At 72.5% G+C, this 20978-nt stretch carries 19 protein-coding genes; 12 read left to right on the top strand and 7 right to left on the bottom strand.

The genetic code is table 11. The features are described from left to right. Positions 1–201: 201 nt before the first annotated feature. The 9 genes from IF61_RS0120625 (at position 202) to IF61_RS0120585 (ending at position 7642) form a co-directional block, all read left to right on the top strand. Positions 202–1122, top strand: coding sequence for a diiron oxygenase (locus tag IF61_RS0120625; RefSeq protein WP_030367943.1), 921 nt, complete (start codon positions 202–204; stop codon positions 1120–1122). After that, on the top strand, positions 1119–1952 hold the full coding sequence (locus tag IF61_RS0120620) for a class-II aminoacyl-tRNA synthetase family protein (protein ID WP_030367942.1): 834 nt from the start codon (positions 1119–1121) through the stop codon (positions 1950–1952). The genes IF61_RS0120625 and IF61_RS0120620 overlap by 4 nt, the downstream gene beginning before the upstream one ends. Further along, positions 1949–2437 (top strand): holo-ACP synthase, encoded by a 489-nt coding sequence (locus tag IF61_RS0120615; protein WP_078660361.1) that lies wholly within the window; start codon positions 1949–1951, stop codon positions 2435–2437. The genes IF61_RS0120620 and IF61_RS0120615 overlap by 4 nt, the downstream gene beginning before the upstream one ends. Further along, positions 2409–2648, top strand: a complete 240-nt coding sequence (locus IF61_RS0120610) for a phosphopantetheine-binding protein (protein ID WP_030367940.1) — start codon at positions 2409–2411, stop codon at positions 2646–2648. Before IF61_RS0120615 ends, IF61_RS0120610 begins: the two co-directional genes overlap by 29 nt. Continuing rightward, the gene (locus IF61_RS0120605; protein ID WP_043189878.1) at positions 2648–3118 is read left to right on the top strand and encodes a MaoC family dehydratase; all 471 of its coding nucleotides are present in this window, start codon (positions 2648–2650) and stop codon (positions 3116–3118) included. Before IF61_RS0120610 ends, IF61_RS0120605 begins: the two co-directional genes overlap by 1 nt. Positions 3119–3153: 35 nt before the next feature. Continuing rightward, a complete protein-coding gene (locus tag IF61_RS0120600; RefSeq protein WP_030367938.1) occupies positions 3154–3972 on the top strand; it encodes a class I SAM-dependent methyltransferase in 819 nt (272 codons plus the stop codon). 103 nt (positions 3973–4075) lie between these two features. After that, positions 4076–5533: a catalase gene (locus IF61_RS0120595; RefSeq protein WP_030367937.1), complete on the top strand. Its 1458-nt coding sequence runs from the start codon at positions 4076–4078 to the stop codon at positions 5531–5533. A gap of 28 nt (positions 5534–5561) precedes the next feature. Beyond that, positions 5562–6347 (top strand): MBL fold metallo-hydrolase, encoded by a 786-nt coding sequence (locus IF61_RS0120590; protein ID WP_043189874.1) that lies wholly within the window; start codon positions 5562–5564, stop codon positions 6345–6347. A gap of 41 nt (positions 6348–6388) precedes the next feature. After that, positions 6389–7642, top strand: coding sequence for a CynX/NimT family MFS transporter (locus tag IF61_RS0120585; RefSeq protein WP_157848641.1), 1254 nt, complete (start codon positions 6389–6391; stop codon positions 7640–7642). A 36-nt stretch (positions 7643–7678) separates the two neighbouring features. On the opposite strand, the gene IF61_RS0120580 is transcribed toward IF61_RS0120585, so the two are convergent. Further along, positions 7679–8857: a magnesium and cobalt transport protein CorA gene (locus IF61_RS0120580; protein WP_030367934.1), complete on the bottom strand. Its 1179-nt coding sequence runs from the start codon at positions 8855–8857 to the stop codon at positions 7679–7681. A gap of 115 nt (positions 8858–8972) precedes the next feature. Here IF61_RS0120580 and IF61_RS0120575 point away from each other — a divergent pair, with 115 nt between their 5' ends. Further along, positions 8973–10085 (top strand): winged helix DNA-binding domain-containing protein, encoded by a 1113-nt coding sequence (locus IF61_RS0120575; protein ID WP_043189872.1) that lies wholly within the window; start codon positions 8973–8975, stop codon positions 10083–10085. A gap of 9 nt (positions 10086–10094) precedes the next feature. On the opposite strand, the gene lysA is transcribed toward IF61_RS0120575, so the two are convergent. The 3 genes from lysA to IF61_RS0120560 form a co-directional block, all read right to left on the bottom strand. Next, a complete protein-coding gene (gene lysA, locus IF61_RS0120570; protein ID WP_030367932.1) occupies positions 10095–11432 on the bottom strand; it encodes a diaminopimelate decarboxylase in 1338 nt (445 codons plus the stop codon). Positions 11433–12091: 659 nt separating this feature from the next. Further along, complete coding sequence (locus tag IF61_RS32505) at positions 12092–12493, bottom strand: SAV_915 family protein (protein WP_342668007.1); 402 nt, start codon at positions 12491–12493, stop codon at positions 12092–12094. Between the two features lie 197 nt (positions 12494–12690). Continuing rightward, entirely contained in the window at positions 12691–13533 is an 843-nt protein-coding gene (locus IF61_RS0120560; RefSeq protein WP_030367930.1) for a helix-turn-helix transcriptional regulator, read from the bottom strand. 149 nt (positions 13534–13682) lie between these two features. Here IF61_RS0120560 and IF61_RS0120555 point away from each other — a divergent pair, with 149 nt between their 5' ends. Continuing rightward, positions 13683–15401, top strand: coding sequence for an AMP-binding protein (locus tag IF61_RS0120555; protein ID WP_030367929.1), 1719 nt, complete (start codon positions 13683–13685; stop codon positions 15399–15401). Next, the gene (locus IF61_RS0120550; RefSeq protein WP_043189869.1) at positions 15398–17026 is read left to right on the top strand and encodes an AMP-binding protein; all 1629 of its coding nucleotides are present in this window, start codon (positions 15398–15400) and stop codon (positions 17024–17026) included. The genes IF61_RS0120555 and IF61_RS0120550 overlap by 4 nt, the downstream gene beginning before the upstream one ends. Positions 17027–17261: 235 nt before the next feature. Here the strand turns inward: IF61_RS0120550 and IF61_RS0120545 are convergent, their stop codons facing one another. From IF61_RS0120545 to IF61_RS0120535, 3 genes are all read right to left on the bottom strand, one after another. Then, entirely contained in the window at positions 17262–17969 is a 708-nt protein-coding gene (locus IF61_RS0120545; protein ID WP_030367927.1) for a hypothetical protein, read from the bottom strand. A 153-nt stretch (positions 17970–18122) separates the two neighbouring features. After that, positions 18123–19844: a glyoxylate carboligase gene (gene gcl / locus IF61_RS0120540; protein WP_030367926.1), complete on the bottom strand. Its 1722-nt coding sequence runs from the start codon at positions 19842–19844 to the stop codon at positions 18123–18125. Next, positions 19841–20761 carry a 2-hydroxy-3-oxopropionate reductase gene (locus tag IF61_RS0120535; RefSeq protein ID WP_030367925.1) on the bottom strand — a complete coding sequence of 307 codons (921 nt, stop codon included), beginning with the start codon at positions 20759–20761 and terminating at the stop codon, positions 19841–19843. The genes gcl and IF61_RS0120535 overlap by 4 nt, the downstream gene beginning before the upstream one ends. Between the last annotated feature and the right edge of the window lie 217 nt (positions 20762–20978).

Below are 20978 nucleotides of genomic sequence, written 5' to 3'. Positions count from 1 at the left end.
GTCTATGCATCCATAGATCAACTTTATTGGACTGCCGGGGCGGTGCATGGAAACGTCGCTGTCGCAAACGGGCATCGAAAAACCGGCGGGCGAATGCCGGCCGAATTCGATGAGAGCAGTACTTCCTTTGTGTCCGGACTCTGAGCCGTCCTGTCCGTCCAGTCGCCCCCGGAGTGACCCCCCTCGGATGCAGGAGGTAGGATGATCAGCGAGCTGATCAGCAAGGACGATCGATTCCAGGAGATCCTGGAGCGCCTCAACCGCAAGTCGGTCGAGGACTACTACAACCCTTACCGGATGTTCGACTGGCCGGATTCCCTGCCGGAACACCGGTGGTGGATGAGCCCCGAGCTCACAACCACCTTTGGCACCGAGATCGCCTCCGAACTGAGCGAGGAACAGCTGCACCGGCTGTCCCGGTTCGAGAGCATCAACTTCTACAGCCTGAATGTGGACGGCATTCGCGAGCTCATTGTCGAAGTGACCAGGCGCATTCACACGCGGGGCTTCGAGATACCGTCCGAGTTCTTCCACCACTTCATCGGTGAGGAGAACGAGCACATGTGGTTCTTCGCCGAATTCTGCCTGCGGTACGGCAACAAGATCTACCGCCAGCTGGAGCCGGCCGGGGAAGGGGAGGCGTGGTCCGACGAGGCCGCCAGCTTCCTGGTGTTCCTCCGCATCCTCCTCTTCGAGGAACTGGTCGACCACTTCAACAGCACGATGGCGGCCGACGAACGGCTCCACGACACCATCCGGGCGGTCAACCGGATTCACCACCAGGACGAGTCCCGGCACATCGCCTTCGGCCGCGAACTGGTCTCCCTGCTCTTCAAGGACCTGACGGCGAACGCCTCGGAGGAGGAGCTCGACCGGGTCCGGGCGTACATCAGGCGCTACCTGAACTACAGCTTCGAGTCCCTGTTCAACCCGCACGTCTACCGGGACGCCGGCATTCCCGAACCGTTCGCCGTCCGGCGGCGCCTGCTGGCCTCCCCGCGCAGCGCGGAGTTCCAGCAGCAGGTCTTCCGCAAGCCGCTCAACTACCTCGTCAAGACCGGGATCCTGCCCGACCGGGACCTCGGCTTCGCCAAGACGCCCGTAGGACGGGGGCAGGCGTGACCGCGACGCTCTCGACGGCCCAGGACGGTGCGCTCACCATCCTCGGCCCCGACCAGACCGACCTGCTGCGCGACCTGGACCGCACCATCACCGGCTGGGCCGCCGGGGCCGGCGCGCGGGAGATCATGCCGCCGCCCGTCTACCCGCTGCGCGACCTGGAGAAGTTCGACGTCTACGCCAACTTCCCGCACCTGCAGTTCGTCGGCGGCCCGCTGGACGTCACCGGAGCCCCGCCGGCCCCGGTGGGAGGCGCCTTCGCCAGCCGCGACGTCGACCCCCCGTTCCTCGGGCTGCCGCACTCCAGCTGCTACGGCGCCTACCTCTACTTCGAGCAGCAGTCGGTGGCCCCCGACACCACCATCACCCTCATCAACCGGTGTTTCCGCAACGAGCAGAAGTACGAAGGGCTGAGGCGGCTGCTCAGCTTCCAGATGCGCGAGATCGTGGCCATCGGAAGTTTCGAGCACACCCAGGACGTCATCGCCCGCTTCACCGACCGGATCGAGCGGTTCGCCAAGGAACTCGGCCTGGAGCTGCAGAAGGAGCCGGCCTCCGACCCGTTCTTCGAACGGGACAGCGGCCGGGCCCTCCTCCAGCGGCTCAGCCCCGTCAAGTACGAGTTCCAGGCCGACGGACTGGCCATCGCCTCCGTCAACACCCACCGCAACTTCTTCGGCGAACGGTGCGCCATCACCGTCGACGGCACCGGCGAGCACGCCTTCACCGGGTGTGTCGCCTTCGGCCTCGAACGGTGGCTGGCGGTCCTGGGCGACCGGTTCGGCGGCGACCTGCAGGAGGCCCGCGCCGCCGTCAACGCCGCCGCCGCGTGAGCGGGACCGCGATCCGGGTCGGCGTGGACCTCGTCCCCCTGACCCGGGTGCAGGCCATGACGGACGCCGGCGACGACGCCCGGCTGCACCGCATGCTCACCCCCGCGGAGATCGCCCTGAGCCGGTTCCCCACCGGCTGGGACCTCCACGGAGTCGCCGGCCGCCTCGCGGCGAAGGAAGCGGTGTTCAAGCTGCTCCACGTCCCCGGCCGGCCGCTTCCCTGGCAGTCCATCGAGATCCTCAAGAGCCCCGGCGAGTGGCCCTGCGTCCGGCTCACCGGACCCGCGCACCGCTGGGCCGCCGACGCCGGCATCGAGGCCGTCGACGTCAGCATCTCCCACGAAGAACTGTTCGCCGTCGCCGTCGCAGCCACGGCGGCGGCACGCCCCGGGCACACGCACATGCCCACGCACACGCACACGTACCCGCACATGCACCCGCACAAGGAGGAAACCCATGCCCAGCACCACCTCGTCCAACCTTGACACCGTGCGGAACTGGCTGCTGGCCAAGCACCCCGAGCGCACCTCCATCGCCGCGGACGAGGACCTCATCAAGGCCCGTCTCGTCGACTCGCTCTCCTTCGTCGAGTTCGTCCTGACGGTCGAGGAGGCCAGCGGCGTGGAGATCGACCACGAGGCCATCGACCTCGAGGACTTCCGCACCCTGGAAGCCATCGAGCGGAAGTACTTCTGATGGGCCGTCTGGTCCACGCCGAGGACTACACGATCGGCAGCAGCTTCGACCTCGGGTCGCACAAGGTGACGGCCGAGGAGATCACCGCCTTCGGCCGCACCTACGACCCGCAGCCGTACCACCTCGACGAGGAGGCGGGGCGCGCCTCCGCCTTCGGCGGCCTCATCGCCAGCGGGTGGAACACCGCCGCGATCTGGATGCGCCTGTACGTGACGACGCTGCTGCCCGACGCCGCGGCCGAGGGCACGGTCGAGGGCTCGCCCGGCGTCGACGAGGTGCGCTTCCTGCAGCCGGTCCGCCCGGGCGACGTGCTCACCGGCACGTGCGAGATCGCCGCCGTCCTCCCCTCCCTCTCCGCGCCCGACTTCCGCATCGTCCGCAACCGCGGACGCCTGGTGAACGCGGACGGGGACGAGGTCCTGACGCTGATCCTCAACGCCCGCTTCCGGTGCCGGCCCAAGCACGCCTGACCAGACCCTTCCCGATCCCGAGAACGGAGCCCGTCATGGAGACCGTGTCCTACACGTCGCAGTGGACCGCGGCCGCCCGCGCCCTGGAGAGCGAGCGGAGCGACGCCCTCTTCGTCGACCCGCTGGCCCGCGCGCTCGCCGAGCCCAAGGGGTTCGAGCTGCTCGACCACTACGGCGGCGGCGGACTCGTCGAGTTCGTGGCCGTCCGCACCCGCTACCTCGACGACGCCATCGGCGACGCGGTGAAGAAGGGGATCCGGCAGGTCGTGCTGATCGCGGCCGGCATGGACACCCGCGCCTACCGGCTGTCCCTCCCCGACGACGTCCGGGTGTACGAGGTCGACCACCAGGCCCTGATCGACGAGAAGGAGAAGCGCCTGGCCCAGCTGGGCTCCCCGGCGCCGACCGTGAACCTGCAGCGGGTCGGGGCCGACCTGGCCGGGGACTGGTCCGCGGCGCTGCGCGCCACCGACTTCGACCCCGCGCAGCCCACCCTCTGGATCCCCGAGGCCCTGCTGTTCTTCCTGACCGAGGAGCAGTCCGCCACGCTGATGCGCACCTTCGCGGCCAACTCGGTCCCCGGCAGCCAGGTCGCGGTGGACATCCTCAGCAAGGCGCTCCTGCGCAGCCCGGCCACCCAGATCTTCCTGTCCTCCCTCAACGAGGACGGGATCCCCTGGCTCTTCGGGACCGACGAGCCCGAGGAGTTCATGGCCGGCACCGGCTGGACCGTACGCGAGCTCAAGGAGCCGGGCGAGCCCGGCGCCGGCGAGGGCCGCTGGCCGTACGCCGTCCAGCCCCGCGAGGTCAGGGGAGCGGCGCGCAACTGGCTGCTCCGCGCGGAACTCGCCTAGTCGCGACGAGCGGAGCGGCACGGCCCCCGCGGGCCGTGCCGCTCCGCGGCGTTGCGCTGGATCCCCGTCGTCCAGATCACCCGTCAAGCGAAGGGAACGTGCCATGACCGAGAGTCGTCCGCTGACGACCACGGACAGCGGTATCCCGGTACCGAGCGACGAGTTCTCCCAGTCCGTAGGGGCCGACGGCCCGCTGCTGCTGCAGGACCACTACCTCATCCAGAAGCTCGCGCACTTCGACCGCGAGCGCGTGCCCGAGCGGGTCGTGCACGCCAAGGGCGGCGGCGCCTACGGAACCCTGGAAATCACCGAGGACGTCAGCCAGTTCACCAAGGCCGACGTCTTCCGGCGCGGCAAGCGCACCGAGCTGTTCCTGCGCTTCTCCACGGTCGCCGGCGAGCTCGGCTTCGCGGACACCGCCCGCGACCCGCGCGGGTTCGCGGTCAAGCTCTACACCGAAGAGGGCAACTACGACATCGTCGGGAACAACACCCCGATCTTCTTCATCCGCGACCCGCAGAAGTTCCCCGACTTCATCCACTCGCAGAAGCGGCGCGCCGACAACCACCTGCACGACAACAACATGCAGTGGGACTTCTGGACGCTCTCGCCCGAGTCGGCGCACCAGGTCACGCTCCTGATGTCGGACCGCGGCACCCCGTACTCCTGGCGGCACATGAACGGCTACGGCAGCCACACGTTCCTGTGGTACAACGCCGCCCGCGAGAAGTTCTGGGTGAAGTACCACTTCAAGACCGACCAGGGCATCAGGAACTTCACCGGCACCGAGGCCGCGGCCGCAGGCGCCGAGGACCCTGACTTCCACATCCGCGACCTCCACGAGGCGATCAGGAAGGGCGACCACCCGACCTGGACCCTCCAGGTGCAGGTCATGCCCTTCGAGGACGCCGCGGACTACCGCTTCAACCCGTTCGACCTGACCAAGGTCTGGCCGCACGAGGACTACCCGCCCCTCGACATCGGCACCCTCACCCTCAGCCGCAACCCGGAGAACTACTTCGCCGAGGTCGAGCAGGCCGCCTTCGAGCCGTCGAACCTGGTCCCGGGGGTCGGGGCCTCCCCGGACAAGATGCTGCAGGGGCGGCTGTTCAGCTACCCCGACACCCACCGGTACCGCATCGGCGCCAACTACCTGCAGCTGCCGGTCAACCGGCCCAAGAACGCGGTCCACTCGTACAACCGCGACGGCTCCATGCGGTACGACAACCCCGGCGACCCCGTCTACGCGCCCAACAGCTTCGCCGGACCGGTCGCCGACCCGCTCCTGCTCGCCGGCGAGCACTACGAGGTCACCGGTGAGATCGTGCGCAGCGCCCACCGGCTGCACGCGGAGGACGACGACTTCGGCCAGGCCCGCGCCCTGTGGGAGAAGGTCATGACCGACACCGACCGCGACCACCTGGTGGCCAACATCGTCGCGCACGCCTCGGCGCCCGAGGTGCGCACGGAAACCAAGGAGCGCGTCGTCGACTACTGGCGCAGCGTCCACAAGGACCTGGGCGACCGGGTCTCCCGGGGCCTCGGCGTCACCGGCCAGTGATCACCGACAGCGGCACGAGGAGCACACCATGAGTTCGGCCGAGACCGTCACCCTGCGGCGTCTCGCCTGGGCCGGCGTCGAAGTGGCCTGCGGAGACGACCGGATCGTCATCGACGCCCTCAAGAACCCCGCGGACCTCGCGGGGTTCCAGGGCATGCCCCGGCGTCCCCTGCCCAGCATCGAGGCGCCCCCGGGCGTACGGACCCACGCCTTCGTCACCCACCTCCACCCCGACCACTGCGACCGGCTGCTGCTCACGGAGTTCGCCGCCACCGAGGGCTGCACCGTGGGCTGCCACACCCCGATCGTGGACGTCCTGGGGAAGATGGGGGTGACCGCCGTCGCGCAGGACATGGGCGAGCGGCGCCAGATCGGGCCCTTCACCACCATCCCCGTGCCCTCCCACGACTGGCGCGGCGACGACCAGGTCGCGTGGATCGTGGAGGCCCCCGGGCTGCGCGTCATCCACTTCGGCGACACCATCTGGCACGGCAAGTGGTGGGAGATCGCACGCGAGTACGGCCCCTTCGACGTAGCCTTCCTGCCCATCGCCGGGGTGATGGCCCGCCGCGAAGGCATCACCCCGACCAATCAGCCCGCCACGCTCACCCCGGAGCAGGCCGTCGAGGCGGCGGTCGTGCTGGAGGCGTCGACCGCCTGCGCGATCCACTACGACCTCTTCAACAACCCGCCCTACTACACCGAGCAGCACGACGTGCGCGGAAGGTTCCTGCGGGCCGCCCGGGCCCGGGGCATCCACGGCGTCGCACCCGGCGACGGCAAGCCCGTACCGCTCGCGGCCGCCGCTGCCTGACCGCGGACACCGCTGCCCGACCAGAACCGGAAGGATGGTTCGTGACCCCACCCCCTGAATCGGAAACCACGGTTTCACCGCCCCGCGGGACGGCGGACGAGCCAGGGCCCGGTCCCGCCCGCGGCACTCCGGGCAGCCGCCGCCTGCTCTGGTACGCGCTGGCGGTGCTGCTGGTCGGGATCAACATGCGGCCCGCCATCGTGGCCGTCTCGCCGCTGCTGGACGAGATCCGGCACGTCACCGGCCTGTCCAACGGCGGCGCCGGCGCGCTGTCGACGCTGCCGCTGATCTGCTTCGGCATCTTCGCCCCGCTCGCGCCCCGGCTGGCCCGCCGCTGGGGCATGGAGCGCACCCTCGTCGCGGTGCTGGCGGTGCTGCTCGCCGGCAGCGCGGTGCGGCTCGTCCCGGAGCTGTTCCCCCTGTTCGCCGGGACGTTCCTGGTCGGCACCGCGGTGGCGATCGCCAACGTGGTCATCACCGCGCTGATCAAACGGGACTTCCCGCAGCAGGTCGGGCTGATGTCCGGCCTGCACACCACCATGCTCGTCGGCGGCGGCGCCGTCACGGCCGCGGCGACCGTGCCGCTGCGCGACGCGCTGTCGCTGACCTGGGCCGGCGGCCTGGCCGTCTGGGGCGTCCTGGCCCTGGCGGCGCTGCTGGTGTGGGCACCGAAGCTGCGCCGGGACCGTGCGCAGCGGCCGGTGGGTGAGCAGGCGGGCGGCTCGATCTGGCGGAGCCGCCTGGCGTGGGCGGTCGCCCTCTTCTACGCCTTCCAGTCGCTGCTCTACTACACCGCGACCACCTGGCTGCCGTCGTTCTACATCGACCACGGCTGGAGCGAGGGCGGCGCCGGCGTGCTGCTGGCGGTCTGCATGGGCTCCGCCATGGTCACCTCGCTGCTGGTGCCGGTGTGGGCGCAGCGGTCCCGGCGGCAGAGCTACCTGGCGGTGATCGGCACCGTACTGTGCATGGCCGCCTTCGCCGGCCTGATCGCGGCCCCGACCGGGGCGGCGGTGCTGTGGGCCGTCGTCCTGGGCCTCGGCCTGGGGGCGGTGCTCTCGCTGGGCATCGCGTACATGTCCATGTGCGCCCGCACCACGCACGACGCGGGCCTGCTGTCCGCGATGTCCCAGTGCGTGGGCTACCTGCTGGCGGCCCTGGGCCCCACGGCCTTCGGCGCCGCCCGCGACCTGACCGGCGCCTGGACCACGGGGCTGATCGCCCTGGTGGTCCTGGCGGTCCCGATGGGCATCACGGGCGCCCTCGCCGGCCGCGGCGGCCAGGTCACCCGCTAGGAGCGGCGGGGTGCGGCGAAAGCCGCACCCCACGGCTCAGAGCCAGTCGCGCCGCTTGAACACGAAGTACAGGCTCACGCACACCACGGCCATCAGCAGGATCGCGAAGGGGTAGCCGAAGGCCCAGTGCAGCTCGGGCATGTTGTCGAAGTTCATGCCGTAGATGGTTCCCACCAGCGTAGGTGCGAACAGAATCGCCGCCCAGGAGGAAATCTTCTTGATCTCCTCGTTCTGCTCGAAGCCCGCCTCCGCCAGTGCGCGCATCTCCGCGTTCTGCTGCTGGGTGACGAGGGTGGCGTTGACCTGGAGGATGTCCGCGAGGGCCGAGCGGAAGCCGTCTACGCGCTCGCTGGTGTGGGTGACGTGGTCGGCGACGTCGCGCAGGTAGCGCTGGAGCTCGTCGTCGGTGCCGTACTTGGCGAAGCCGGCCATCAGGCCGTGCAGCATGCCGACCAGGGGGCGGGTCGCGCGCTGGAACTCCACCATCTCGCGGGCGAGTTCGTAGATGCGGCGGGAGACCGCGGGGTCGCCGCTGAAGACCTCGGTCTCGATCTCGTCGATGTCGTTCTGCACGCCCGCTACCACGGGGGCGTAGCCGTCGACCACGGCGTCGAGGATCGCGTACAGCACCGCCTCCGGGCCCAGGGACAGCAGCTCCGGGGCGGCCTCCAAGCGGGTGCGCACGGCCGACAGGTCGGGGGCGGCGCCGTGCCGGACGGTGATCACGAAGTCGGGGCCCACGAAGACGTGGAGCTCGCCGAAGTCGACCTCTTCCGGAGCGTCCAGGTAGCGGGCCGCTCGGAGAACCACGAACAGCGTCTCGCCGTAGCGCTCCAGCTTCGGGCGCTGATGGGCCTCCAGGGCGTCCTCCACCGCGAGCTGGTGCAGGCCGAACTCCTCGGCAAGGGAGAGGAGTTCGCTCTCGCTGGGGCGCTGGAGACCGATCCACGCCATGCCCTCTGGCTGCTCGCGCAGCCGGCGGTACGTGTCCGCCAGGGAGTCCGGGGTCGCTACGCGCAGGCCGTCGCGGTAGAGCGCGGCGTGCACGATGCTGCCCGCGCCGCCCGCGGGCCCGGCCGCCGGCGGCGTGGGCGGGGCGGCGGCGTCACCGTCCGTGCGGCCGTTCGCCGGGCGGAGCCAGGAGTGCTTCCGGGGGGTGCCGCCGGGGGTGTTCCTGGGCGTGGGGCGCTGGCGGCGCGGAGGGTTTTCAGACACGGGGAAACTCCCTCTCGCTCTTCGCTGGACCAGCGAACAGGATATACGCGCCAAATTCGGTCCCGAGGTGTAGTCGAGGACCGATCTTGTCCGCAAGGCCGCCTAGCGTGATCGCATGACAACCGGTGGTTCCCCTGTCCTGGCCGACCGTGTCCTGAATCGTGCACTTCTTGAGCGTCAGCTGCTGCTGCGCAGGAGCACCCTGCCGGTCCTCGACGCCGTGGAGCACCTGGTCGGCCTCCAGGCGCAATCGCCTAAGGATCCGTACTACGGGCTCGCCGCCCGCCTCGACGGCTTCGACCCCGAGGAGCTCTCCACCCTCCTCGCCTCGCGCGCGGCCGTCCGCATCCCCGTGATGCGCTCGACGATCCACCTGGTCAGCGCCCGCGACTGCCACGGCCTGCGCGCTCTGTGCCGGCCCGTGCTGGAGCGCTCGTTCCGCGGCAACCACGGCAAGCGCCTCGCCGGTGCCGATCTGGAGAGCGTGGCCGGGCTCGCCGAGCGCCTCGTCGCCGAGCGCCCGTACACCTTCCACCACCTCGGCCAGGCCCTCGCCGAGGAGTGGCCGGAACACGACCCGCAGGACCTCGCGATGGCCGCACGCACCCTGCTGCCCCTCGTCCAGGTGCCCCCGCGCGGGCTGTGGGACCGCAGCGGGCCCGCCGCGCACACCACCGCGGACCACTGGCTGGGCACCCGGCCGGGCCCCGCGCCCGACCCCGGCGCCATCCTCCTGCGCTACCTCGCCGCCTTCGGCCCCGCCTCCGTCAAGGACATGCAGAAGTGGTGCGGCCTGACCGGGCTGCGCACGGTCGCCGACGGCCTCCGCCCCGGCCTGCGCACCTTCCGCGACGAGCGCGGCACCGAGCTCCTCGACCTCCCGGACGCCCCGCTGCCCGACCCCGCCACCGACGCCCCGGTGCGGTTCCTGCCGGAGTTCGACAACATCGCCCTCTCCCACGCCGACCGCGCCCGCATCGTCGACCCCGCGCACCTGCGCCGCATCTGGCGCGTCAACCGGGCCGCACCCACCGTCCTCCTGGACGGCTTCCTCCGCGCCGTCTGGCGCCTCGACCGGGACCCCGGCACCACGACGCTCGTGGTCGAGCCGTTCGAGAAGATCCGCAAGGCCGACCGCGCCCCGCTGGAGGAGGAGGCCGCCCGCGTCCTGGCGATGGCCGCGCCGGGCGACCGGCACGACGTACGCGTCATGCCGGCCGGCGACTGACCCGCGCCCTCACTCCCCGACGTCCCGGCTGCGCAGGTCCGCCAGCGTCTCGCGGCGGACGAGCAGCCGCGCGCGGCCCCCGGACACCGCGGCCACGGGCGGCCGTCCCACCAGGTTGTAGGCCGAGGCCATCGACAGGTGGTACGCGCCCGACGCCGGCACCGCCAGTACGTCGCCCGGTCGCAGGTCGGCCGGCAGCTCCACGTCCTCGGCGAGCACGTCGCCCGCCTCGCAGTGCCGCCCCACCACCGTCACGGCGCGGCCGGGCGCGGCCCCGGAGCGGCCCGCGAGGCGGACCGTGTAGCGCACCCCGTACAGCGCCGGGCGCGGGTTGTCGCTCATGCCGCCGTCGACGGCCACGAACGTCCGGCCGCCGGTGGACTTCACCGACAGCACCCGGTACAGCGCGACGCCCGCCGGCCCGGCGATCCACCGCCCCGGCTCCACCGTCAGCCGGGGCAGCGGCAGCCCGAAGCGGCCGCACTCCAGGGTGAGTTCGCCCATGACCTGCCCGGCGTACGTGCGCGGGTCCACGGCCGGGTCGCCCGTGCGGTAGGCGATGGCGAAGCCGCCGCCCAGGTCCAGCTCGGGGAACGTCACCCCGTGCCGGTCGCGGATCCGGGCCAGCAGCGGGACGAGCCGGCGCACCGCGGTCACGTACGGGCCGAGGCCCGCGATCTGCGAACCGAGATGGCAGTGCAGGCCCACCAGCTCCAGCCGGGGCTGCCCGAGGAGCCGCGCTACCGCCTCCTCCGCCTCGCCGCCCGCGACCGACAGGCCGAACTTCTGGCCGTCCATCCCGGTCCGCACCGCCGCGTGCGCCCCCGCCGTCACCCCCGGCACGACCCGCAGCAGCACCCGCTGGCGGGCGCCCGGCGGCACGAGGGCGGCGAGCCGGGCGATCTCGCCCGTGCCGTCGATCACGATCCGGCCCACGCCCAGGCGTAGCGCGGCCCGCATGTCGCCGGGGCTCTTGGCGTTGCCGTGCAGCACGATCCGCTCCGCGGGGAAGCCGCTGTGCACGGCGAGTTCCAGCTCGCCCGCGGAGCAGACGTCCAGGGACAGGCCCTCCTCCTCGATCCAGCGGATCATCGCGCGGGAGAGGAACGCCTTGCCGGCGTAGGCGACGTCGGCGCCGGGCAGGGCGGCGCGCCAGGCGCGGGCGCGGGCCCGCACCTCGTCCTCGTCCAGGACGTAGACGGGCGTGCCGAACCGGTCGGCGACCTCGGCCAGCGGCACCCCGCCGACGGCGAGCCCGCCGCCCGGCACCTCCCGGGCGGACGCGGGCCACACGGGCGCCGCCGGTGCGTCCGGCCGGCGGGGTGGGGATACGGGGGCGGTCGGCATGGCCACGGGGTCTCCTTCGGAGGGATTGCGGTACGGGGTGGCTGCGCCGGGTCTCGGCACCGCCGGGCCGCGCCACGGGGGTTGTTTGCCGTTGCGGCGGGCTGCTCTTCTTGCCTGCGGCAAGGGGGCTTGCCGGCGATGCCGGGCCCGGGTTGGTTGCGGCACCGCCGGCTGCGCCGCGGGGTAGTTCGCTGTTGCGGCGGGCTCTTCCTGCCTGCGGCAAGGGGGCCGGTGCCGGGGTCGGCGGTGCCGGGGGCTGGGGCTGCTTCCGGCCCCGCCGGGTTGCGTTGTCGTGGCTGGTCGCCGTTGCGGCGGATTCTTCTGCCGGAGGCAGGTGAGCGGGGCGGCTCGGGCGAGTGTTCCTTCGCCGTTGCGGCGGTTCATCCTGCCTGTGGCGAGGAAGCCGGAGGCCGGGTGGCCAGGGCCGGTGGTTCTCGCCGCCGGGCAAGAACCCTCCGCCGCGACGGCGACCAGCCGGAGCGGTGCGGCCCGGCGGTGCCGAAGCCGGCCGGTCCGTCGCGGCACCCGGTCGGCCCGTCCGTCGCGGCACCCGGTCCGCCCGGCCGCCGCCGCACCCAGCCGCCCCGGCCGCCGCCGCACCCGATCCGTCCGGCCGCCCCGGCCGCCCCCGCACCCCGCCACCCCGGAAGGCAGCCCTCTCAGCCCGCCAAGGCCGTCAGCGGTGGGTCCGCGCGGTCGGGGTGGACCGCTGGAGCCGTCAGTCGGGGGTCTACGGAGACGAGGTCGACGCCTAGGGGCGCGGCCAGGGCCCGTACCGCGGGGAGGGCCAGGCGGATGGAGGGCTGGCCGGGGCCCAGAACGTCGAAAAGCCGCCGCTCCGTGGTGAAGGCGACGGCGGTCCGCTCGCCGAGCGGCGAGCGGAAGACCCGCAGGGCGAAGCCGCAGGCGCAGGGCCGCACGGGGACGTACAGCGGCAGGGCCTCGGCGCGCCCGGCGGGATGGACTGGTTCGGAGGGTTCCCCGTCGCCGGCCTGGGGGCCGTCGGCGGCTGTGACGGCTGCGACTGCGGCGGCTTCGGCGGGGGTACGGCTCAGGTGCATGACGGTCCTCAGGAAGCTCGGGAGGTGTCGGATGGGAGCGTCGCTGACGGCGCCGTGGCGCCGCCGTTCACGCTATGCCCGCACCGAACCCCGCCGAGCTCCTCCTTGACAGCCTGTTGACCCTCAGTGCCACTCCTTTGACGCCTCGTTGACGGGCCCGTGAACGGCCCGCGGTGGTCACCGCGCCGGCCCCGCCCTCACGGCAGCAGCCCCGCCCGCCGCGCCGCGACCACGGCCTCCAGGCGCGTGTGCACGCCCAGTTTCCGCATGCTCGACCGGAGGTAGCTCTTGACGGTTTCCGGGCGCAGGCCCAGCCGTTCCGCCGCGGTGGCGTTCGTCGCGCCGGAGGCCACGCACGCGAGGACGTCCACCTCGCGCGGGGACAGGCCGACGTCCGGGCCCGCGCGCCGGCCCGCGGGGTCCGCGGAGGACGCGGCGGCGAGGCGCCCGCACGCCGCGAGGAGATCCTGCCGGAGCAAGGGGTCGGTGACACGCTGTGCCAGGGCGCGCAGTTCGAAGTGCGCCTCGCGGACCTCCTCCCACATCGCCGGGTCGGCGGTGGTCGGCTGATGGGCCACCGACAGCAGCCGCTGGACCTCGTCCTGGACGGCGAGGGCCTGTTCGAGCTCGCGCGCCGCGTCGACGGCGGCGGTCAGGGAGCGGTCCCCGAGGGTGAGCGGGCGCCGCAGGGCGCCGTAGAGCACGCCGCGCACCCGGCCCCGTACGACGACGGGCACCGCGAGCACGGAGCGCAGGCCCTCGGCCGCCACCGCCGCGTCGTACTCGTGCGTGATGACGTGCGAGGACTGGTAGTCGGTCACGGACAGCGGCCTGGTCAGGGCGGCCGCCTTGCCGCCCAGCCCGCTGCCCGTGCGGATGGCCAGCCCGCGCAGGACCGGCGTCGTCGTTCCCGTCATGTCCGATATTCGGAACTGCCGGGCGCCCGTGAGCAGGCCGCCGAAGGCGACCGGCAGTCCGGCCCCCCTGCGCATCCGCATCAGAGCCGCCCGTACCTCGGCCGTTCCGTCCGGGTCTCCCATCGCTGCCTCCCCGTTCCGGATCCGGAGGTGGAATCTCCGTATCCCTGAAATGCGGCCACCCCCGTTCGGGGGTGGTGAGACTCAGATCACCGTCGCACGATGCTAACCATGCGGGCCGGCGACGTGCCCCGCAATCTGGAGGACAAGTGATGTCATCGAAGCCGCGAGCCGCCGAAGGCACAGGTGCAACGCCCGCCCCCGCCGCCGCATTCCGCGCGGCCCGGGACTTCCTCCTCGCGCACCGCGAGGACTGGCAGGCGGCCCGTGAGGGCTTCGTCTGGCCGCGCCCGGCGGAGTTCAACTGGGCGCTGGACTGGTTCGACACCATCGCGGAGGGCAATGACCGCACCGCCCTGCGGATCGCCGAGGAGGACGGCACCGAGGCCGCGTACTCCTTCGACGCCCTGCGCCGCCGCTCGAACCAGGTCGCCAACTGGCTGCGCGAGCGGGGCGTCCACGCCGGGGACCGCGTCATCGTCATGCTCGGCAACCAGGCCGAGCTGTGGGAGACCGCCCTCGCCGCGATGAAGCTGCGCGCCGTGGTCATCCCGGCCACCCCGCTGCTCGGCACGGCCGACCTGGCCGACCGCGTGGAGCGCGGCCGGGCCGCCCACGTTGTCGTACGGGCCGAGGACACCGGCAAGTTCGGCAGTGTGCCGGGCGACTACACGCGGATCGCGGTGGGGGAGCGCACCGACGGCTGGTACCACTACGCCGACTCCGCCCACGCCGGCGACACCTTCACCCCCGACGGCCCCACCCGCGCCGACGACCCCCTGCTGCTCTACTTCACCTCCGGCACCACCGCCCGGCCCAAGCTCGTCGAGCACACCCACACCTCGTACCCCGTCGGCCATTTGACGACCATGTACTGGATCGGGCTCCGGCCGGGCGACGTCCACCTCAACATCTCCTCGCCCGGCTGGGCCAAGCACGCCTGGTCCAGCCTCTTCGCCCCCTGGAACGCCGAGGCCACCGTCTTCGTGCACAACTACACCCGCTTCGACGCCACCCGCCTCATGGCCGGGATGGACCGGGCGGGCGTGACGAGCTTCTGCGCGCCGCCCACCGTGTGGCGCATGCTCATCCAGGCCGACCTGCGCGCGCTGCGCACCCCGCCCCGCGAGGCCGTCGCCGCGGGCGAGCCGCTCAACCCCGAGGTCATCGAGAGCGTCCGGCGGGCGTGGGGCGTGACGATCCGCGACGGCTTCGGGCAGACCGAGACCACCGTGCAGATCGCCAACCCGCCCGGCCAGCCCGTGAAGACCGGCTCCATGGGCCGCCCCGGCCCCGGCTACACCGTCGTCCTCCTCGACCCCGTCACGGGCGAGCCGGCCGACGAGGGAGAGATCGCCCTCGACCTCGCAGACCGTCCCGTCGGCGTGATGACGGGCTACGCGGGCGACCCCGAGCGCACGGCGGAGGCCATGGCCGGCGGCTACTACCGCACCGGCGACATCGCCTCCCGCGACGCCGACGGATACCTCACTTATGTGGGCAGAAGTGACGACGTCTTCAAATCCAGCGACTACAAGGTGAGCCCGTTCGAGCTGGAGAGCGCCCTGCTCGAACACGAGGCCGTGGCCGAGGCGGCCGTCGTCCCCGCCCCCGACCCGCTGCGGCTCTCCGTGCCCAAGGCGTACGTCGTCCTCGCCGAGGGCTGGGAGCCCGGCCCCGGCACCGCGAAGGCCCTCTTCGCCCACTCGCGGGCCGCCCTCGCGCCCTTCAAACGCATCCGGCGCCTGGAGTTCGCCGAGCTGCCCAAGACCGTGTCCGGCAAGATCCGCCGCATCGAGCTGCGCGAACGCACCGCGCGCGGCGAGCTGTCGGGCGGCGGAGACGAGTACCGAGAGGAAGACCACCGGTGACCACACCCTCGTACGAGGCCGGAAGCACCTCCGTCCCGCTGATCGACGACACCATCGGCGCCGATCTCGCGTTCACCGTGGAGCGCTTCGGCGACCGCGACGCCCTCGTCGACGTCCCCAGCGGCCGCCGCTGGACCTACGCCGAGTTCGGCCGGGCCGTCGAGGAGATCGCGCTCGGCCTGCTGGCCAAGGGGGTGGCCAAGGGCGACAGGGTGGGCATCTGGGCGGTCAACTGCCCCGAGTGGGTCATGGTCCAGTACGCCACCGCCCGCGTCGGCGCGATCATGGTCAACATCAACCCGGCCTACCGCGTCCACGAACTCCGCTACGTGCTGCGCCAGGCCGGCGTCGGCCTGCTCGTCGCCTCCGTCGCGCACAAGAGCAGCGACTACCGGGGCATGGTCGAACAGGTCCGCGCCGATTGCCCGGCGCTCCGCGACGTCGTCCACATCGACGACCCCACCTGGACCGCCCTCATCGGGGACGGCGAGGACGTGCCCCGCGAGCGGCTCGCCGACCGCGAGGCGCAGCTGAGCTGCCACGACCCGGTCAACATCCAGTACACGTCGGGGACCACGGGCTTCGCCAAGGGCGCCACCCTCTCCCACCACAACATCCTCAACAACGGCTACTTCGTGGGGGAGACGCTGGGCTACACCGAGGCCGACCGGGTCTGCCTGCCCGTGCCCTTCTACCACTGCTTCGGCATGGTCATGGGCAACCTCGCCGTCACCAGCCACGGCGCCTGCGCCGTCATCCCGGCACCGGCCTTCGACCCCACCGCCACGCTGCACGCCGTCGAGCGCGAGCGCTGCACCTCCCTCTACGGCGTGCCCACCATGTTCATCGCCGAGCTGGACCTGCCGGACTTCGCCACGTACGACCTCTCCTCGCTGCGGACGGGCATCATGGCGGGCTCGCCGTGCCCGACGGAGGTGATGAAGCGGGTCATGGGCGAGATGCACATGTCCGAGGTCTCCATCTGCTACGGGATGACCGAGACGTCGCCGGTCTCCACCCAGACCCGGCGCGACGACGACATCGCCCGCCGCACCGGCACCGTCGGCAGGGTGCTGCCGCACATCGAGGTGAAGGTCGTCGACTCCGGGACGGGGGAGACCGTCGGCCGCGGCGAGCCCGGCGAGCTGTGCACGCGCGGCTATTCGGTGATGCTCGGCTACTGGGACGAGCCGGAGCGCACCGCCGAAGCGGTCGACGGCGAGCGCTGGATGCACACCGGTGACCTCGCGGTGATGGACGAGGACGGCTACGTCCGCATCGTCGGCCGCATCAAGGACATGATCATCAGGGGTGGGGAGAACGTCTACCCGCGGGAGATCGAGGAGTTCCTCTACACCCACCCCAAGATCTCCGACGTGCAGGTCGTCGGGGTGCCCGACGAGAAGTACGGCGAGGAGATCATGGCCTGCGTGATCCTCCGCGACCCCGCCAGGCCGCTCGGCCTCGACGAGCTCGCCCGCTTCTGCCGCGGCCGCCTCGCGCACTACAAGATCCCGCGCTACCTGCGGATCCTCGACGCCTTCCCCATGACCGTCAGCGGCAAGGTGCGGAAGGTGGAGCTGCGCGAGCGCGCTTCGGAGGGCCTGGCGGCTGCGGAGTCCTGAGGGGGCGGTCGTCCCCAACGGCGGGAAGCCGTCCGCAATGGCGGAAGGCCGTCCGCAACGGCGGGAAGCCGTCCGCAACGGCGGGAGGCCCTCCGCGTCGGCGAAGAATGGAGGGGCCCGCGATCCCCCGTATGTGCTTCGCGGGCCCGGTACGAAGTCTCCGCCCGTCCGCACCCAACTCGCCAGCGTCCGGGCGGTGTTCAGAGGAAGAATTGAGCTTGGCGGTGCGGGCGGCTCACACGGGCCCCCGCTCGACGAGCTCGTCCGCCGGGGCGTTCAGCGGCTGCGGAGTGCCGGTGAGGTCCATCACGAACAGCGGAACCCGCAGGTCGTCCGCGCGGGAGCGGGCCTCGCGCGCGTACCCGGCGAGGGAGAAGAACGCCCCGCGCGCCCCGTCCGCCAGCCCGTGCAGCCACAGGCACTCCACGTCCCGCAGCGACGTCGGCACGGTGGACGGGTCCACCCGGGCGACGAGCCCGGCCGCACGCAGGTCGACGCCCTCCTCCTGCGGATCGCCGGGCCGGGTCACGCCCGCGTACCCCAGCCACGTCAGATAGCGCTCGGCGGCCGCCACCGCGTCGCCCGCGGTGCGGATGGCGGCCGGCCGGAAGGCGGGGCGCAGTGCCCGGGCGGGCTGGTCCCCGGCGCCGGTCCCGCCGTCCCCGGACCCGGACCCGGACTCGGGAGGCCGGACGGGCAGCCGCATCACCGTGCCGCACGAGCAGCCGAACTCCGGCCGCGGCCACTGGTCCTGCCGGTCGCAGGAGGGGCAGCGCACGGCCACCCACGCGTCGCGCCAGGTGCGGTGCCCCACGGGCTCGGGGGAGGCGTCCGCCTGGACCGGCAGCGTGAGCGGCCTGCCGCACGCGCAGGGGAAGGTGGGCGGGGTGAAGGAGTGCTCGCGACGGCACGTCGGGCAGTGAACCGGCACGCTCTTGGCCATATTCGGCTCCAGCAACGGGTCCGTGAGGTATGAGTACGGGCCCATCGTCCACGATGCGGGCGCGCCGGGGGAGCGAATGCCGAAGAGGGCGGGCGCGCCCCCCGCGCCTCCCGTGTCGCCGCCGAGCGCGAGGGCGCACGCGCCCGTCGCGCGCTAGCGCTCCGGCACGGGCTCGGTCTCGCGGACGGCGTCGATGTCCGGGCCGTGCGGGGTGTCCGCCTCGCGCTCGATCAGCACCTCCACCAGCACCGGACGCGAGGTCGCCACGGCCTCCTTGCGCGCCCACTCGATCGCGGTACGGATGTCCGAGGGCTCCGTCACCCGCCGCCCCGAACAGCCGTACGCCTCCATGAGCTTGACGTTGTCGGTTCCCGTCTCGTCGTAGTGGATGTCCACCTGATAGTTCATGCCGTAGCCGGCCGAGGCCTGCCGGATCAGCCCCAGGTATTCGTTGTTCAGCATGATCAGTACGAAGGGGACGTCGTACTGCGCGGCGACCGCGAGCTCCTCGGCCGTGAACTGGAAGCCGTAGTCGCCGACCACACCGACCACTTCCTCCGCGCCGCGCCCCATGCCCTGCAGCGCCTTCTTGACGCCGATCGCGGCCGGCACCTCCCAGCCGAGCGGCCCGGCCTGCCCGCAGACCTGGTAGTGACGCGGCTTGTGGGCCTTCTGGTGCTGGCCGCCCCAGATCTGGTAGAGGCCGATGGCCGTGACGAACCACGTGTCCGCCCCGAAGACCTCGTTGATCTCCCGGTAGACGCGGGGCGCCTTGACGGGGACGTCGTCGAAGTCGTCGCGGCGGGTGAGGGACCTCTTGAGGCCGCGGCAGCGGGCGGCCCACGCGCGGTGCCGGGGGCCGGCGGCCCGCGCCTTCGCCGCCGCCAGCAGCGCGGCCAGGAACAGCTTCGCGTCGGAGACGACGCCCAGGTCCGGCTCGAAGACCCGGCCCAGCTGCGACGGTTCGACGTCGACGTGCACGAAGGCCCGCCGCCCCCGGTAGACCGAGAGGTCCGCCCCCGTGTGCCGGTCGCCGAAGCGGGCGCCGACGGCGAGGACGAAGTCCGACTCCAGGAACGAGGCGTTGGCGTAGCGCTGCGACGTCTGGATTCCGGTGGTGCCCATGTGGAGCTCGTGGTCGTCCTCGACGGCCCCCTTGCCCATGAGCGTCACCTGGAACGGCACCTCCAGCAGCTCCACCAGCTCCCGCAGTTCGGCCTCCGCCCCGGAGAGGATCACCCCGCCGCCGGCCAGCACGAGCGGCCGCTCGGCAGCCAGGAGGAGATCCAGCGCGGCCTCCACGCGCGGCGGGTGCGGGGCGGCGACGGGCACCGGCAGGGGCGCGTCCAGGGCCGGGTCGTAGCGGATCTCGCGGCGCGCGATGTCGACGGGGATGTCGATCAGCACCGGCCCCGGGCGCCCCGACCGCGCGATCCGGAACGCCTCCCGGAACGCCCACGGTATCTGCGCCGCTTCCTTGATCTGCACCGCCCACTTGGTCACCGGCCGGACGATCTCCACGATGCCGACGGCCTGGAACGCCTCCTGGTGGAGCTTGGTGGAGACCGCCTGCCCGGTGACGCACAGCATCGGCACGGAGTCGGCGTACGCGGTGTAGAGGCCGGTGACGAAGTTGGTGCCGCCCGGGCCCGAGGTGGCGATGGCGACGCCGGTCCTGCCGTTCGTCCGGGCCCAGCCGTCGGCCATGTGCGCGGCCCCCGCCTCGTGACGGACGATCAGGTGCTCGATGCCGCCGACCGCTCGCAGCGCCTCGTAGAGCGGGAGGACGGCGGCGCCGGGGCAGCCGAAGGCGATGTCGACGCCCTCGTCCTTGAGGATGTGGACGGCGGCGTGCATGGCGGGCATCGTCGTCATCGCCGCGCCCTCCCGGCCCCGATGCCCGACAGCCGCTCCACGCCGCGCAGGAGGGCCGAGTGGTCGAGCCCGCCGTCGCCCTGGGCGCGGGCCGCGGCGACCAGGGTCGCGACGAGGGCACCGAGCGGGACGGCGGCGCCGACCTCGCGGGCGGCCTCCGTGACGATGCCCATGTCCTTGTGGTGCAGGTCGATGCGGAAACCCGGGGGGTAGTGCCGGGAGAGGAAGTTGTGCCGCTTGCGGCTGAGCACGGCGGAGCCCGCGAGCCCGCCGCCCAGCACGTCCAGGGCGGCCTCCAGGTCCACACCGGACTTGTCCAGGAAGACCACGGCCTCGGCGCACGCCTGGATGTTCGCGGCAACGATCAGCTGATTGGCGGCCTTCACGGTCTGGCCCGCCCCGTGCGGGCCGCAGTGCACGACCGTCGTGCCGAGCGCCCCGAGGAGCGGCCGGGCCCGCTCGAAGTCGGCCCGCTCCCCGCCCACCATGATCGACAGGACGCCTTCGACGGCGCCGGCCTCGCCGCCGGAGACGGGCGCGTCCAGGACGCGGATGCCCTTGCGTGCGGCGGCCCCGGCGAGATCGACGGACGTACGGGGGGTGATGGACGACATGTCGGCGAACAGCGTGCCGGGTGCGGCGTGCGCGAGGACGCCGTGCTCGCCGTACGCGACGGCCTCCACGTCGGGCGACGCGGGAACCATGGTGACGACGACGTCCGCCCCCCGGACGGCGTCGGCGACGGAGGCGGCGGGCGTGCCGCCCGCGGCGGCCAGCCGGTCGAGGCCGGCCTGTTCGAGGGTGTGACCGGTGACGTCGTACCCGGCCTTGAGCAGGTTCGAGGCCATGGGCAGCCCCATGATCCCGAGCCCGATCCAGGCGACGCGGGGGAGGGGAGGTGGAGGGACGGAGGACATGGGGGAGTCCTTTCGGAGAGGGGGTCGTGCGGCCCGCGAAGCGGCCGAGCCGAAGGAAGGTGCAGGCGCCGGGCACTCCTCTTCCGCCGCGGCGGCGGGAAGCCAACGCGGCGGCTTACGGCGGTGCCGGACGGCGTGGAGCGGTACTGGGGCGGTGCTCGCCTCGGCCGCGCCGGTGCCGGGCACCTTCCTCCCGCCGCGACGGCGAGCAACTCGG

The organism is Streptomyces roseoverticillatus, assembly GCF_000719265.1.
Classification (GTDB): domain Bacteria; phylum Actinomycetota; class Actinomycetes; order Streptomycetales; family Streptomycetaceae; genus Streptomyces; species Streptomyces roseoverticillatus.
This window is presented reverse-complemented; position numbering and strand designations above follow the sequence as displayed.